Here is a 13481-nt window from a genome sequence, read left to right as displayed (position 1 = left end):
ACCCAGCTTATCCAACAACCGTTAAACACGGGAATAGGCTGGTAGGTGAAACGATTGGCACCAGTATGAACGAAGGCACCATCCGGTCGACCGCTCTCCCCCGGGCGAGAGCTCTCGACACCGATCCCCACGCCCCCGGCGATCTGGCCGCGTTCAAGAACGCGTTCCGCCGGCATGCCGCCGGGGTGTCCGTCGTGACCGCCCTGGACGCCGAGGGCTCCCCTGTCGGTTTCACGGCGACATCGCTCGCCTCGCTGTCGGCTGTGCCGCCCCTGGCCACTTTCAACATGGCCAGATCCGCGAGTTCCTGGCCGGCCGTCTCCGAGACCGAGCGGGTCGTCATCCATCTGCTCGGACTGCGGAATCGCACGCTGGCCGAACGTCTCGCCGGGCCCCAGGCCGAGCGGTTCGTCGGTGACCACTGGCGTGTGGGCCCGCACGGGCTCCCGGTGCTCAACGACGTGACGTCGTGGATGGTCGGCCGGATCGTCGAGCGGGTCACCGTACACAATGCGGCCGTGATCGTGGTGCAGATCGAGGGCGGCGGGCTCGGCGACGACGACGACGCTCTGGTGTACCACGAGCGCCGCTACCGCGCGCTGGGCGAAACGCTCTAGGCTCGTCAGCCAGCGCCACGCTTCAGCCCGCGCCGCCCGTCAGAGCGCGGCCTGAGCCTCGCGCGCCGCGGCCTTGCGGCGCTGGCGTTCTGCTTCCGTCGCGGCAGCTTCGGCCGGCGTCGGAGCGGTGCCGCCCAGGTGGGCGGGCTGCCACCATCGCCCGGATCCGGGCTCCGGGTACCGGGCCTGGGCGCCGTCGACCAGGGTCTGCAGTGTGGTGTGCAGCCTCTCGGTGACCTGCTGCGGGTCCTCGTCGGCGCCCACGTGCATGGGTGCGCCGATGGCGAAGCTCACGGGGGTGCGATAGGCCTCGCCGAGCGAGGGCTTGTGGTTCTTGGTGAGCAGCCGGTGGCCACCCCAGACGGCCACAGGGATGATGGGGACCCTGGCTTCCTGGGCCATGCGTGCGGCTCCGGTCTTGAGCTCCCGCACGGTGAACGACGCGTTCACGCCGCCCTCGGGGAACACCCCGACCAGCTCCCCGGCGCTCAACGCACGCACCGCGTCGGCATAGGCCTGCGCGCCGGCGGTCATGTCCACGTTGATGTGCCGCATGCCCCGGAGCAGCCAGCCCACAATGGGCTTGTCGAAGGCGCCCTTCTTGGCCATGAAGCGGATGTGCCGGCGGTTCTTGCGCCACGTCATCCATTCGACGAGGGCGAAATCGGCGTAGCCGAAGTGGGTGATGGCGATCACCGCTCCGCCGGCATCCGGCAGGTGGGTGAGGCCGGCGACGGAGGGCCGCAGCCGGAAGAGTCCGAAGATGCCTCGGCCGGCCGACACGGCCGTGCTGTAGATCGGTTCCCTGGTGCGCGTTCTCATGCACTCAGCGTAGGACCTGAGGCTGTCAACATCCTGGTGTCCGCGCCGTGATCGCCCGGGTTGCCTGTGGTGCGCGCGGACGGCCTCCTGCTCGCCGGCGTACCGCCCGCGCTATCGTGTGCGCATGACTGAGCCGGTGACCACCGGATGGACCGATTTCGCCGAAGCGACGGCCGGGGCCGCGGCCGCCCTTGCGGGGCACGTGATGGTGGCGATCTCGGTCAACATCCGCCAGATCTTGGGCCTGGCCGGGTGTCCGCGCGGGCAGCCGCGACCATCGGGTCGCTCATCCTCGTGGTCCCGTCAATCGTGCTGATCCTCACGGTGATCGGTTCCATGGACGACGCCTGGGTCCTAATGGTCCAGATCCTGCGCTAGTAGTCCCGCGAACTGTGAGAAAAGCCCCGGAAACTCGAGAATTTTGGGGCTTTGCTCACGGTTCGCGGATCTAGGTGAGGCAGTAGGGGCCGAGGAGGCTCTTGAGTTCGCCGAACAGGTCGGCCGTGACGGTGACCCGGCTGGGCAGCTCGAACACCCGGGCCACGTCGCCCTTGATGAGCTTGAGGCGCACCTCTGAGGTGCCGCTGTGGCGCTTGAGCACGTCGCCGAGCTGGGTCACGGTGTCCGTGGTCGCCCGCGCCTCGAACAGCGTGATCGACAGGGTGCCGTGATCCGAGGCCTGACCGAGGTCGGGCGCGAAGATGCTGTACGCGTGCAGGTTCATGCCGTCGTCGCGCATGCTGACCCGGCCCCGCACGACCACGACAGAGTCGCTGATGAGGTCGAGGGAGAACTCCTGGTAGGCCTTGCCCATGAACATGACGTCGATCTCACCGCCGAAGTCCTCGACCGAGATGATGCCGTACTGGTTGCCGGACTTCTTGGCGATGCGGTGTTGCACATTGGTGATGAGTCCGGCCACCGTGACGGTGTCGGCATCCTGGGTGTGATCCGAGGTGATCAGATCCGTGATGGTGGTGCTGGCGTGCTTGGCCAACGGGATCTCGAGGCCGGCCAACGGATGGTCGGAGACGTAGAGTCCGAGCATGTCGCGCTCGAGCGCCAGCTTCTCCTTTTTCGTCCATTCCGGCCGCTCGGGCACCTGCTCGGTTTCCTGCGGGTCGTCGAAGAGGCTGTCGAAGTCGAATCCGACCATGCCGTGCGACTCGTCCCGCTTGATCTTGACGGCAGAGTCGACCGCGCCCTCGTGGATCTCGAACATCGCCCTGCGGGTGGCGCCGAGGGAGTCGAACGCGCCCGACTTGATCAAGGACTCCACGGTGCGCTTGTTCGTGACCTGCAGGGGAACCTTGCGCAGGAAGTCGTGGAACGACTCGAAGGCGCCCTTCTCGGTCCGGGCGGCCCGGATCGCCTCGACGACGTTGAAGCCCACGTTGCGCACGGCACCGAGACCGAAACGGATGTCGGTGCCGACGGCGGCGAAGAAGCCGATCGACTCGTTGACGTCCGGCGGCAGTACCTGGATGCCCATCCGGCGGCACTCGTTGAGGTACAGCGCGAGCTTGTCGCGCGCGTCGCCCACGCTCGTGAGCAGGGCCGCCATGTACTCGGCAGGGTAGTGCGCCTTGAGGTAGGCGGTCCAGTAGCTCAGCACGCCGTAGGCGGCCGAGTGGGCCTTGTTGAAGGCGTAATCGGAGAACGGTAGAAGGATGTTCCACACGGTGGTAACGGCTTCCATCGAGTAGCCGTTGGCCATCATTCCGCCGGAGAAGCCCTCGAACTGCTTGTCCAGTTCGGACTTCTTCTTCTTGCCCATCGCGCGGCGCAACAGGTCGGCCTGGCCCAGCGAGAAGCCCGCCAGCTTCTGCGCGATCGACATCACCTGCTCCTGGTAGACGATGAGTCCGTAGGTTCCGCCGATGATGTCCTTGAGCGGCTCCTCCAGCTCCTTGTGGATGGGGATGATCTCCTGCTGGCCGGTCTTGCGCAGCGCGTAGTTGGTGTGCGAGTTCGCACCCATGGGGCCGGGCCGGTACAGCGCGATGACGGCAGAGATGTCTTCGAAGTTGTCGGGCTTCATGCTGCGCAGGAGCGCCCGCATCGGGCCGCCGTCGAGCTGGAAGACGCCCAGTGTGTCGCCGCGGGCGAGCAGTTCGTAGGCGAGCGGGTCGTCGAGGCCGAGGTCCTCGAGCACGGGCCGGTGACCGCGGTTGGCCTCGATGTTGTCGAGGGTGTCGTCGATGATGGTGAGGTTGCGCAACCCCAGGAAGTCCATCTTGATCAGGCCGAGGCTCTCGCAGGCCGGGTAGTCGAACTGGGTGACGATCTGGCCGTCTGCTTCACGGCGCATGATCGGGATGATGTCGATCAACGGGTCGCTGGACATGATGACACCGGCAGCGTGCACGCCCCACTGGCGCTTGAGGTTCTCGATGCCCAGAGCCGTGTCGAAGACTGTGCGTGCCTCTGCGTCGGTCTCGATGACCGCGCGGAAGTCGCCGGCCTCGCGGTAGCGCGGGTGGTCCTTGTCGAACATGCCGGTGAGCGGCATGTCCTTGCCCATGATGGGCTGCGGCATGGCCTTGGTGAGTTTGTCGCCCATGCCGAACGGGAAACCGAGCACTCGGCTGGAGTCCTTGAGGGCCTGCTTGGCCTTGATGGTGCCGTAGGTGACGATCTGGGCGACGCGCTCGGAGCCGTACTTCTCGGTGACGTAGTGGATGACCTCGCCGCGGCGACGGTCGTCGAAGTCGACGTCGAAGTCGGGCATGGAGACACGGTCGGGGTTGAGGAAGCGCTCGAAGATCAGTCCGTGCACGAGCGGGTCGAGGTCGGTGATGCCCATGGCGTAGGCGACCATCGACCCGGCGCCGGAGCCGCGGCCGGGTCCGACCCGGATGCCGTTGTCCTTGGACCAGTTGATGAAGTCGGCGACGACGAGGAAGTAGCCGGGGAAGCCCATCTGGGTGATGACGCCGACCTCGTAGTCGGCCTGCTTGCGGACGGCGTCGGAGATCCCGTTCGGGTAGCGGCGGATCAGGCCGAGTTCGGTCTCCTTGATGAACCAGCTCTCCTCGTTCTCCCCCTCCGGGGTCGGGAAGCGAGGCATGTAGTTGGCCGAGGTGTTGAACTTGACGTCACACCGTTCGGCGATCAGCAGCGTGTTGTCGCAGGCCTCAGGATTGTCCCGGAACAGGTGGCGCATCTCAGCGGCCGTCTTGAGGTAGAACTCGTTCGAGTCGAACTTGAACCGGTTCGGGTCGTCCAGCGTCGAGGCCGACTGCACGCAGAGCAGGGCGGCGTGCGCCGTGGCGTCGTGGGCGTGCGTGTAGTGCAGGTCGTTGGTGGCCACCAACGGCAGGTCGAGTTCCTTGGCGAGCTTGAGCAGGTCGGTCATGGTGCGGCGCTCGATGTCGATGCCGTGGTCCATGATCTCGCAGAAGAAGTTGTCCTTGCCGAAGATGTCGCGAAGCTCCCCCGCAGCCTGCCTGGCCTCGTCGTACTGGCCGAGCCTGAGCCGGGTCTGCACCTCACCACCGACGCACCCGGTCGTTCCGATCAGGCCCGTGGAGTAGGTGCTGAGCAGCTCGCGGTCCATCCGGGGCTTGAAGTAGTAGCCCTCGAGCGACGCGAGCGAGGAGAGCCGGAAGAGGTTGTGCATGCCCTCGGTGTTCTCCGAGAGCAGGGTCATGTGCGTGTACGCGCCGCTACCGCCGACGTCGTCGCGGTTCTGCGCGTTGGTGCCCCACTTCACCCGGGTCTTGTCCCGGCGGTCGGTGCCCGGGGTGATGTACGCCTCGGTGCCGATGATGGGCTTGATGCCCGCATCGGTGGCGGTCTTCCAGAAGTCGAACGCCCCGAAGACGTTGCCGTGGTCGGTCACCGCGATGGCGGGCATCCCCTGCTCTGCGGCGGCCGCGATCAGGGGTTTCACCCGGGCGGCACCGTCGAGCATGGAGTACTCGCTGTGCACGTGAAGGTGGACGAACGAATCATTCTGCGGTGACACGACTGCTCCAGCTGCTCTGGGGTTGTACTGATGGAGAAGGAGGGTGATATTCCAGCCTAATCGCCGCGCAGGATACGCAGGGCGTCGGCCAGGTCGTCCGGGTACTCCGCATCGAAGGTGACCCATTCGCGGCTGGACGGGTGCTCGAAGGAGAGTTGTTTGGCCACGAGCCACTGTCGGGTGAGGCCGAGTCTGGCCGAGATCTTCGCGTCGGCGCCGTACATGGCGTCACCGACACACGGATGCCGCTGGGCGGCCATGTGCACGCGGATCTGGTGGGTGCGCCCGGTTTCCAGGTGCACCTCGAGCAGCGACGCTGACGGGAAGGCCTCGAGGGTCTCGTAGTGCGTGACGGAGTCCTTGCCGCCGGCGATCACGGCAAACTTCCAGTCCGAGCGCGGGTGGCGCCCGATGGGAGCGTCGATGGTGCCGCTGGACGGATCGGGGTGGCCCTGCACGACGGCATGGTAGATCTTGTCGACCTCGCGGTCGTGGAAGGCTCGCTTGAGGTGCGTATAGGCGGCCTCGGACTTGGCCACGACCATCAGGCCGCTCGTACCGACGTCGAGGCGGTGCACGATGCCGGCCCGTTCTGACGCGCCGGACGTGGCGATCCGGTACCCGGCGGCGGCGAGGGCGCCAAGCACCGTGGGGCCGGTCCAGCCCACGCTGGGGTGTGCGGCGACGCCGGAGGGCTTGTTGATCACGACGATGTCGTCGTCGTCATGCACGATCGTGAGATCCGGCACGGCGATGGGAACGATCACCAGGTCCTGCTTGGGTGCCCAGCTCACATCCAGCCACGCCCCGGCGCGTAGCTTGTCGGACTTGCCGACCACGACTCCGTCGAGGGTGACTCCGTCGGACTCGGCGATCTCGGCCGCAAAGCTCCGGGAGAAACCGAAGAGCTTGGCGATGCCCGCGTCGACGCGCACACCGTCCAGGCCGTCTGGGAGGGGAAGGGCTCGGTTTTCCATGATGCCGTTCAGTTGGGGGTGACGAGGGGGGCCGGGGTTGCCGGCGACTCGTCGGCGGCTGATGCTGCTGCATCCGCCGAGGTGGTGCGGCGGCCGTCAAGGCCGATGCCACGAATCGTCAGCAGCATGAAGATCACCATGCTCACGACGATGCAGGAGTCGGCGATGTTGTAGATCGCCGGCATCATCCAGGGGGTGGAGATGAAGTCGACCACATGGCCGAGGCCGAAACTCGGCTCACGGAACAGGCGGTCGGTGAGATTGCCGAGCACGCCCCCGAGCAGGAGACCGAAAACCGTGGCCCACCGAAGCGAGCGGATGCGGCGGGCGAACCACACGATGAACACAACGACACCGGCCGCAATGAGTGAGAACACCCAAGTGAGGCCGGTGGCGAAGGAGAAGGCCGCACCGGGGTTCCGGATGAAGTGCAGTTGAAGCACATCACCCAGAACCCGGGCGGTCTCGCCCTCGGTCATCGATGAGACGACGAGGGCTTTACTGATCTGATCGAACGCATACCCGCCCAGGGCCACGAGGGCCAGGACGAGAAGGGCGCGGTGACTGACCTTCGTGGGAGTGTTACGCGCCAAAGCCCTGGAAGCTCGCCTTCGGCGAGTTGCCCGAGTCCTTGCCCGCACCGGCGCCGACAGGCGAGGCGGAGTCGAGGTCGCGAAGCTGACCCTCGATGTAGCTCTTCAGCTTCTGGCGGTACTCGCGCTCGAAGGTGCGCAGTTCCTCGATCTTGTTCTCGAGGACCGAACGCTCCTTGTCGAGGATGTTGATCTGCGCGCGCTGCTTGGCTTCGGACTCCGCGATGACGCGGGCCGCCGTGGCGTGACCCTCCGCGATCAGGGCGTCGCGCTTCTCGGCGCCTTCCTTGACGTGCTCCTCGTGCAGGCGGCGGGCCAGCTGCAGCAGGTTGGTCGTGCCGGCGGTCTCGTCGACCTCGGCTGCGGGCGCCGGGGCCGCGGCGACGGGCGCGGGAACCACTGCGGCGACCGGCTCTGCGACGGGCTCCGGGGTGTTCACGGGCTCGGCGGCCTTGGCCGGCGCTGCGCTGACAGGGGCTGCGCTGACGGGGGCAGCCGTCTCGCCGCCGGAGAGACGGGCCTTGAGGTCCTCGTTCTCCTGGGTCAGACGACGCAGCTCGACAACGACCTCGTCGAGGAAGTCGTCAACCTCGTCCTGGTCATATCCCTCACGGAACTTGGTCGACTGGAACCGCTTGTTGACTACATCTTCCGGAGTTAGCGCCATGGCTTTCCACCTCAAAACTTAATTGCGAACAGTTGTGCGAACACGTGCTTAGGCGCAATCCGCACCCGGTAGGTACCGGGGCGGTTGGCCGCCATCGATCCAGAATACATGCCGGGGCCGTGGTCGGGCTCCGGGTCAGAACAGAATCGCCGTAATCCACATGCCGATGATCACGCAGAGCATCGTCAGGCTCCACCCGAAGTCGAAGGCAATCGGGCCTACGCGCAGCGGCGGGAAAAGACGGCGGAAGAAATTAACCGGCGGATCCGTCACGGTGTACACGAACTCGATGAGTACGAGCACCACGCCGTGCGGGCGCCAGGACCGGTTGACACCGCGAACCAGGTCGACGATGAACCGGCCCCACATCACGAAGAAGTAGAGCAGGAGCACGTAATAGAGCAGCGCCCCGATCAGGGAGACTACAGACACGTTGCGTTAGGACTGGGCGAAGAAGGAGGAATCGGTGTCCCCCTCCTCTGCGGCGTTGTCACCGGAGATGACCACGTGCGACGGCGACAGCAGGAAGACCTTGGCGGTGACACGCTCGATCTTGCCGTACAGCCCCTGGGACAAACCGCTGGCGAAGTCGATCAGACGGCGCGCATCCGCATCGCTCATCTGGGAGAGGTTGATGATGACCGGGATGCCCTCACGGAAGGACTCGGCGATCACCTGCGCGTCGCGGTACTGACGCGGGTGGACGGTGAGGATCTCGTTCATTTCAGACACGACAACATTCTTGGGGGTGGAGGTCTTGTGCAGGGGCGTGACCGGTGCGCGGCCGGACGAGTGCGAGGCATTCGCCGTGCTGGCGTGGGTCGGCGCCGCGTGCGCGGACTGGGTGGGGAGCGTGGAGACGGGAGCCTTAGCGGGTTCCTCATATTCCAGCTCTTCGTCTGCCAGACCCAGGTAGACCATGGTTTTCTTGAGCGGGTTGGACATCTCTACCTCCGTGTTGGTATTACGACGTTTTCAGATTAACCGGTGCCGGGCGATTCCCGGTGATTGCGGTGCCAATTCGCAGGTGTGTCGCGCCCTCGGCGATGGCGGCTGCGTAGTCCTGGGACATGCCCATCGACAGGTATCGGGCGTCGGGGGCGATCTGGCGCATCTGCGCCCCCAGCTCGCTGACCATGGCAAAGGAGCGCCTCGGTTCGGCGCCGAGCGGTGCCACGGCCATCAGGCCGAGCAGGGTGAGTCCGTCGGATTCGAGCACCCGCTCGACCAGCTGTGCAAGGTTGGCGATCGAGACCCCGCCCCTGGCGGGATCGTCGGTCAGGTTGACCTGCACGAAGCAGTCGACCTTCACGCCATTGTCAGCGTTCGCACCCTCTGCAGCGCCAACGGGGGCACCCAGCGCGGTCACCAGGGACTCCCGGTCGACCGAGTGGATAACCGACGAGTATGCCCGCACCTGGCGGGCTTTCTTGCCCTGCAGCTGTCCGACGAAGTGCCACCGGATGTCCGACCCGCCCAGGTCGGCGGCCTTGGCCTGGGCCTCCTGGTGGCGGCTCTCGCCGAAGTCCCGCACCCCGAGCTGGACGAGCTCGCGAACGAGGCTCACCGGCTGGAATTTGGTCACCACGACTGTCGTGATCTCCTCGACCGGACGGCCGGCACGGCGGGCGGCGTCGGCTATGCCGTCGCGCACTCCGGCCAACCGCTCGACCAGCGCGGGGTCCGTCATGACGGACCCCGCGCTACCGAGAGCGACCGCGGCATCACTTGAGGAAGTCGGGGATGTCCAGGTCGTCTGAATCGTCCTCGAAAGCGGGGTCGGCGACGGGAGTGCTCGCGGCGGCATCGGTCGACCAGACCGAACCGGCGGGCTCGGCGGTCGTGACACCGTCGGATGCGGCTGCGGCGCCGGCGATGGCGCCGGCGGCTCCACCGGAGACTCCGGCGGCCACTCCTGCAGCGACCAGGTCGGAGCGGCGGACCTCGGCAACCTTGGCGCCGGGCTCACCGCCATCGAAGCCGGCCGCGATGACGGTGACCCGCACCTCGTCACCCAGGGTGTCGTCGATGACGGCACCGAAGATGATGTTGGCCTCGGGGTGCACGGCTTCCTGCACCAGGCGGGCCGCGTCGTTGATCTCGAAGATACCGAGGTTGGAGCCGCCCTGGATGGACAGCAGCACCCCGTGGGCGCCGTCGATCGACGCCTCGAGCAGCGGCGAGGCCACGGCGAGTTCCGCCGCCTTGATGGCCCGGTCGGCCCCGCGGGAGGAACCGATGCCCATGAGGGCGGAACCGGCGCCCTGCATGACCGACTTGACGTCGGCGAAGTCGAGGTTGATCAGACCCGGCGTGGTGATCAGGTCGGTGATGCCCTGCACACCGGCCAGGAGCACCTGGTCCGCGGTGGCGAAAGCCTCGAGCATGCTGATGCCGCGGTCGCTGATTTCCAGCAGCCGGTCGTTCGGCACGACGATGAGAGTGTCGACCTCGTTCTTGAGCGAGGCGACGCCGGTCTCGGCCTGGGCCTGGCGGCGCTTGCCCTCGAAGCCGAACGGCTTGGTGACCACACCGATGGTGAGGGCGCCGATGGACTTGGCGATGCGGGCAACGACGGGCGCGCCACCCGTGCCGGTGCCACCACCCTCGCCGGCGGTGACGAAGACCATGTCGGCTCCGGCCAGCGCCTCTTCGATTTCCTCGGCGTGGTCCTCGGCGGCACGGCGGCCGACCTCGGGGTCCGCTCCGGCGCCGAGACCCCGGGTGAGGTCGCGGCCGACGTCGAGCTTGACGTCGGCATCGCTCATCAGGAGTGCCTGGGCATCCGTATTGATGGCGATGAATTCGACCCCGCGGAGGCCGAGCTCGATCATGCGGTTGACGGCGTTGACGCCGCCTCCGCCGATTCCAACAACCTTGATGACTGCTAGGTAGTTCTGATTAGTTGACACGTCCGGCCTCCGGTGGAACCCTAAACCTCTACTCGAGGCTTAAAGTTATGCTGAGTATGCAATTCCTAAATTCGAAATTAGGTCCCAGGCGAGGCGCCATGGGGAGGCGCGCCCGCGTGTCGCGAATACTCAGCGCGATCCCAGCGGAACCGGGCTCTGGGGAGCCGATCCATCGCCCGGAGCCGGCTCAGCGGACGACGGCGCTATCGGGTGAGGAGACGTCGTACTCGGTGACACTGCCCACCGGATGGCTCACGATGAGCGCGCTGAGGACGACGGCCTTGTACTCGGACCGTTCGGCGTTGCCCCACACCACCCGCGCTCCCCGGTGAGGGTGAGGGTGACGTCGTCCTTGGTGGCGGCCGCGACGCTGTCGAGCTGGCTGCGGATGCCCTCCGGGAGCGCCCACACCACGGCGACGGCCGCCTGGAAGCCGGCACCGCTGGCTCCCCCGGTGGCCGTGATGATGGGGTACCCCGCCGGCCGGTCTGCGCTGGACTGGATGACAACCCCGGCCGCGTCGACGAGGTCGAAGCCGGTCGCCGAGGCGATCGCTCCTACGGGTTCACGTTCGATGATGCGCACGACGAGGGTGTCCGGTGGGCGGCTCTCCGTGACGTAGCTGCGGATCAGGGTGAATTCGCTGAGCTCACGTTTGACCTCGGCGAGGTCGACGAGCGGCAGCGGGGTGCCGAGCTGGCCGTCGAGAGCCTGGATGACGTCGGACGCGGGGATGCGGTTGGTGCCGGTCACCTCGATGGTGCGCAGTGCCATGAGCGGGGAGAACACTCCCACCAGCACGAACGCGACGAGGGCGGCGACGGTGCCGGCCGCGGCGATCCAGAGGTTGCGACGGCGGCGGGACCTGGAGGTGAACCGGCGGACCTCGCTGCGTTCGTACTGTTTGCGGGCGCGCCGGGCCGCGCGGAGCCGCGCTCGGGCGCTCCGGGCGGTGAGTGGGGGCTCGGCCGCCGTCTCACCGGCGGCGTCCGGGTTGGCGCCGGAATCGGAGCCGGCACCGGACACTCCGGCGCCGCGGGAACCGGTCAACCGGGACCAGGCCGACGGTGCCGTCTGGGCATCGGAGGCAGAGCTTCCGGACCCGAAGCCGGGCTGGGTGCCGGCCGCGGAAAGCGGCGGCAGTGCGATCGGTTCGGTCGTCGCGTCAGGCTCTGCCCGCGTTCGGTCCGCCGCGCCGGGCGCGGCCTTCCGGGTTGCGGCCGTGGGGGATGCGGACTTCCGCCGCGGTGCGGCGGCGGCAGGCTTCCGGGTCGCTGCCGGTTCGGGCTCCGGCGGCACCCCGGCACCCGGTCGGCCCGCCGGGGTGATCCCTGGGGGACGTTTCATGCGCGCGAGATCCGTGCGGGCATGATCAGCGCGCCCCGGCCGCTGTGTCGACGCTGAGCGACGCGAGCAGCTGGGGAACGATGCGGTAGACGTCACCGCAACCGAGGGTCACGACGAAGTCTCCCTCCTGGGCGATGCTGCCCAAGTAGTCTGCGGCATCCTGCCACTCGGGAATGTAGGCGACGTGGGTCGGGTCCTGGAAGCGGTCGGAGACGAGGGCGCCCGTGACGCCGGGCTCCGGGTCCTCGCGGGCGCCGTAGACGGCCAGCACGATGGTCTCGTCCGCGTACTTCTCCAGCGTGTCCGCGAATTCCTGCGCGAACAGCCGTGTGCGGCTGTACAGGTGCGGCTGGTGAACGGCGATGATGCGTCCGGTGCCCACGACGGTCCGGGCGGCCGACAGGGCGGCGGCGACTTCGGTGGGGTGGTGCGCGTAGTCGTCGTAGACGCTCACACCGCGCACGGTGCCGTGCAGCTCGAACCGGCGCTCGGTCCCGCCGAAGGCCGCGATGGCTTCCAGCGACGCGGCCGGCTCGAAGCCGAGTCCGACGAGAACCGCGAAGGCGCCCGCGGCGTTGATGGCGTTGTGGCGGCCGGGGATGCGCAGGGTCGCTGAATAGTCGATGCCCGCCCAGGTCACCGTGAAGCCGACCGGGCCGTTGGTGTCGATCGAGTGCACCCGCACTGTGGCGTCCTCGGCCTCGCCGAAGGTGATGATGCGTTTGCCCTCGAGCCGGCCGGTGACATGCACGGCACCCGGGTCGTCGGAGGAGACCACCACGAGCTCGCCGGCGTTCTGGGCGAACTGCACGAACGCCGCCTCGAAGGCCTCGAGCGAGCCGTAGTGGTCGAGGTGGTCGGGGTCCACATTGGTGATGAGGGCGATCCCGGTGTTGTAGAGCAGGAAGGACCCGTCGGATTCGTCGGCCTCGACGACAAAGAGGTCGTCGGCGCCGCTGCCCGCGCTCACGCCGAGGGATTCGATGACACCGCCGTTGACGAAGCTGGGGTCCTGGCCGAGCCCGAGCAGCCCGGTGACGATCATGCCCGTCGACGTGGTCTTGCCGTGCGCGCCGGCCACGGAGACGAGCCGGTGGGAGCGGATCAGCCAGGCGAGGGCCTGCGAGCGATGCAGCACGGGCAGCCCGCGTTCGAGCGCGAGGACGTACTCCGGGTTGTCCTGCCAGAGGGCCCCGGTGACCACGAGGCTGTCGGCGTCGCCGACATTGGCGGCGTCGTGTCCGATCGCGATGGTCGCACCCAGGGCGCGGAGCGCCTGGATGTTGTCGGAATCGCGCACGTCGGAGCCCGTCACGGTGTGCCCGGCGGCCAGGAACAGGCGGGCGATGCCGCTCATCCCGGAACCGCCGATGCCCACGAAGTGCACGGTTCCGAGGTCTGCGGGAACGATGAGGGTGAGGTCTGGCTTGATCACGTGACGGTCTTTCTGGCTGGCGGAGCTGGGGAGGCGCGGGTCTGGTTCCACGTTACGCGGCGCTCGACGTGAGGTCGAACCCGGTCTCGCTGTCGGTGTCGCTGTGGTCGGGCGCTGTGGTCGGGCGCTGTGGGGCGGTGC

At 67.4% G+C, this 13481-nt stretch carries 13 protein-coding genes; 2 read left to right on the top strand and 11 right to left on the bottom strand.

Annotation, left to right across the window (positions count from 1 at the left end; all coding sequences use genetic code 11):
* Positions 1 to 65 precede the first annotated feature (65 nt).
* Positions 66 to 617 (top strand): flavin reductase family protein, encoded by a 552-nt coding sequence (locus tag KY500_RS06075; protein ID WP_219902762.1) that lies wholly within the window; start codon positions 66 to 68, stop codon positions 615 to 617.
* Between the two features lie 39 nt (positions 618 to 656).
* On the opposite strand, the gene KY500_RS06070 is transcribed toward KY500_RS06075, so the two are convergent.
* A complete protein-coding gene (locus tag KY500_RS06070) occupies positions 657 to 1439 on the bottom strand; it encodes a 1-acyl-sn-glycerol-3-phosphate acyltransferase (protein WP_219902761.1) in 783 nt (260 codons plus the stop codon).
* A 252-nt stretch (positions 1440 to 1691) separates the two neighbouring features.
* On the opposite strand from KY500_RS06070, the gene KY500_RS19190 reads away from it, so the two are divergent.
* Positions 1692 to 1817 carry a hypothetical protein gene (locus KY500_RS19190; RefSeq protein ID WP_255579836.1) on the top strand — a complete coding sequence of 42 codons (126 nt, stop codon included), beginning with the start codon at positions 1692 to 1694 and terminating at the stop codon, positions 1815 to 1817.
* 70 nt (positions 1818 to 1887) lie between these two features.
* On the opposite strand, the gene dnaE is transcribed toward KY500_RS19190, so the two are convergent.
* From dnaE to murC, 10 genes are all read right to left on the bottom strand, one after another.
* Entirely contained in the window at positions 1888 to 5355 is a 3468-nt protein-coding gene (gene dnaE, locus KY500_RS06065) for a DNA polymerase III subunit alpha (protein ID WP_370626926.1), read from the bottom strand.
* Between the two features lie 110 nt (positions 5356 to 5465).
* Positions 5466 to 6386, bottom strand: a complete 921-nt coding sequence (locus tag KY500_RS06060) for an RluA family pseudouridine synthase (RefSeq protein WP_219902759.1) — start codon at positions 6384 to 6386, stop codon at positions 5466 to 5468.
* Positions 6387 to 6394: 8 nt separating this feature from the next.
* Positions 6395 to 6979, bottom strand: coding sequence for a signal peptidase II (lspA, locus tag KY500_RS06055; RefSeq protein WP_219902758.1), 585 nt, complete (start codon positions 6977 to 6979; stop codon positions 6395 to 6397).
* Positions 6969 to 7646, bottom strand: coding sequence for a DivIVA domain-containing protein (locus KY500_RS06050; RefSeq protein WP_219902757.1), 678 nt, complete (start codon positions 7644 to 7646; stop codon positions 6969 to 6971). The genes lspA and KY500_RS06050 overlap by 11 nt, the downstream gene beginning before the upstream one ends.
* A gap of 135 nt (positions 7647 to 7781) precedes the next feature.
* Complete coding sequence (locus KY500_RS06045) at positions 7782 to 8078, bottom strand: YggT family protein (RefSeq protein WP_219902756.1); 297 nt, start codon at positions 8076 to 8078, stop codon at positions 7782 to 7784.
* A gap of 6 nt (positions 8079 to 8084) precedes the next feature.
* A complete protein-coding gene (locus tag KY500_RS06040) occupies positions 8085 to 8591 on the bottom strand; it encodes a cell division protein SepF (RefSeq protein ID WP_219902755.1) in 507 nt (168 codons plus the stop codon).
* 19 nt (positions 8592 to 8610) lie between these two features.
* On the bottom strand, positions 8611 to 9336 hold the full coding sequence (locus KY500_RS06035; protein ID WP_219902754.1) for a YggS family pyridoxal phosphate-dependent enzyme: 726 nt from the start codon (positions 9334 to 9336) through the stop codon (positions 8611 to 8613).
* A 34-nt stretch (positions 9337 to 9370) separates the two neighbouring features.
* Positions 9371 to 10558, bottom strand: a complete 1188-nt coding sequence (ftsZ, locus tag KY500_RS06030; protein ID WP_219902753.1) for a cell division protein FtsZ — start codon at positions 10556 to 10558, stop codon at positions 9371 to 9373.
* A 252-nt stretch (positions 10559 to 10810) separates the two neighbouring features.
* Complete coding sequence (locus tag KY500_RS06025; RefSeq protein ID WP_219902752.1) at positions 10811 to 11905, bottom strand: FtsQ-type POTRA domain-containing protein; 1095 nt, start codon at positions 11903 to 11905, stop codon at positions 10811 to 10813.
* A gap of 25 nt (positions 11906 to 11930) precedes the next feature.
* Positions 11931 to 13340 carry a UDP-N-acetylmuramate--L-alanine ligase gene (gene murC, locus KY500_RS06020; RefSeq protein WP_219902751.1) on the bottom strand — a complete coding sequence of 470 codons (1410 nt, stop codon included), beginning with the start codon at positions 13338 to 13340 and terminating at the stop codon, positions 11931 to 11933.
* Positions 13341 to 13481: the final 141 nt, after the last annotated feature.

The sequence above is a fragment of the Cryobacterium sp. PAMC25264 genome (genome assembly GCF_019443325.1).
Taxonomy (GTDB): Bacteria; Actinomycetota; Actinomycetes; order Actinomycetales; family Microbacteriaceae; genus Cryobacterium.
This window is presented reverse-complemented; position numbering and strand designations above follow the sequence as displayed.

Coding starts and splice junctions, on each gene's coding strand:
- KY500_RS06075 (WP_219902762.1), top strand. CDS start 66: ATGAACGAAGGCACCATCCGGTCGACCGCTCTCCCCCGGGCGAGAGCT.
- KY500_RS06070 (WP_219902761.1), bottom strand. CDS start 1,439: ATGAGAACGCGCACCAGGGAACCGATCTACAGCACGGCCGTGTCGGCC.
- dnaE (WP_370626926.1), bottom strand. CDS start 5,355: ATGCTCGACGGTGCCGCCCGGGTGAAACCCCTGATCGCGGCCGCCGCA.
- KY500_RS06060 (WP_219902759.1), bottom strand. CDS start 6,386: ATGGAAAACCGAGCCCTTCCCCTCCCAGACGGCCTGGACGGTGTGCGC.
- KY500_RS06050 (WP_219902757.1), bottom strand. CDS start 7,646: ATGGCGCTAACTCCGGAAGATGTAGTCAACAAGCGGTTCCAGTCGACC.
- KY500_RS06040 (WP_219902755.1), bottom strand. CDS start 8,591: ATGTCCAACCCGCTCAAGAAAACCATGGTCTACCTGGGTCTGGCAGAC.
- KY500_RS06035 (WP_219902754.1), bottom strand. CDS start 9,336: ATGACGGACCCCGCGCTGGTCGAGCGGTTGGCCGGAGTGCGCGACGGC.
- KY500_RS06025 (WP_219902752.1), bottom strand. CDS start 11,905: ATGAAACGTCCCCCAGGGATCACCCCGGCGGGCCGACCGGGTGCCGGG.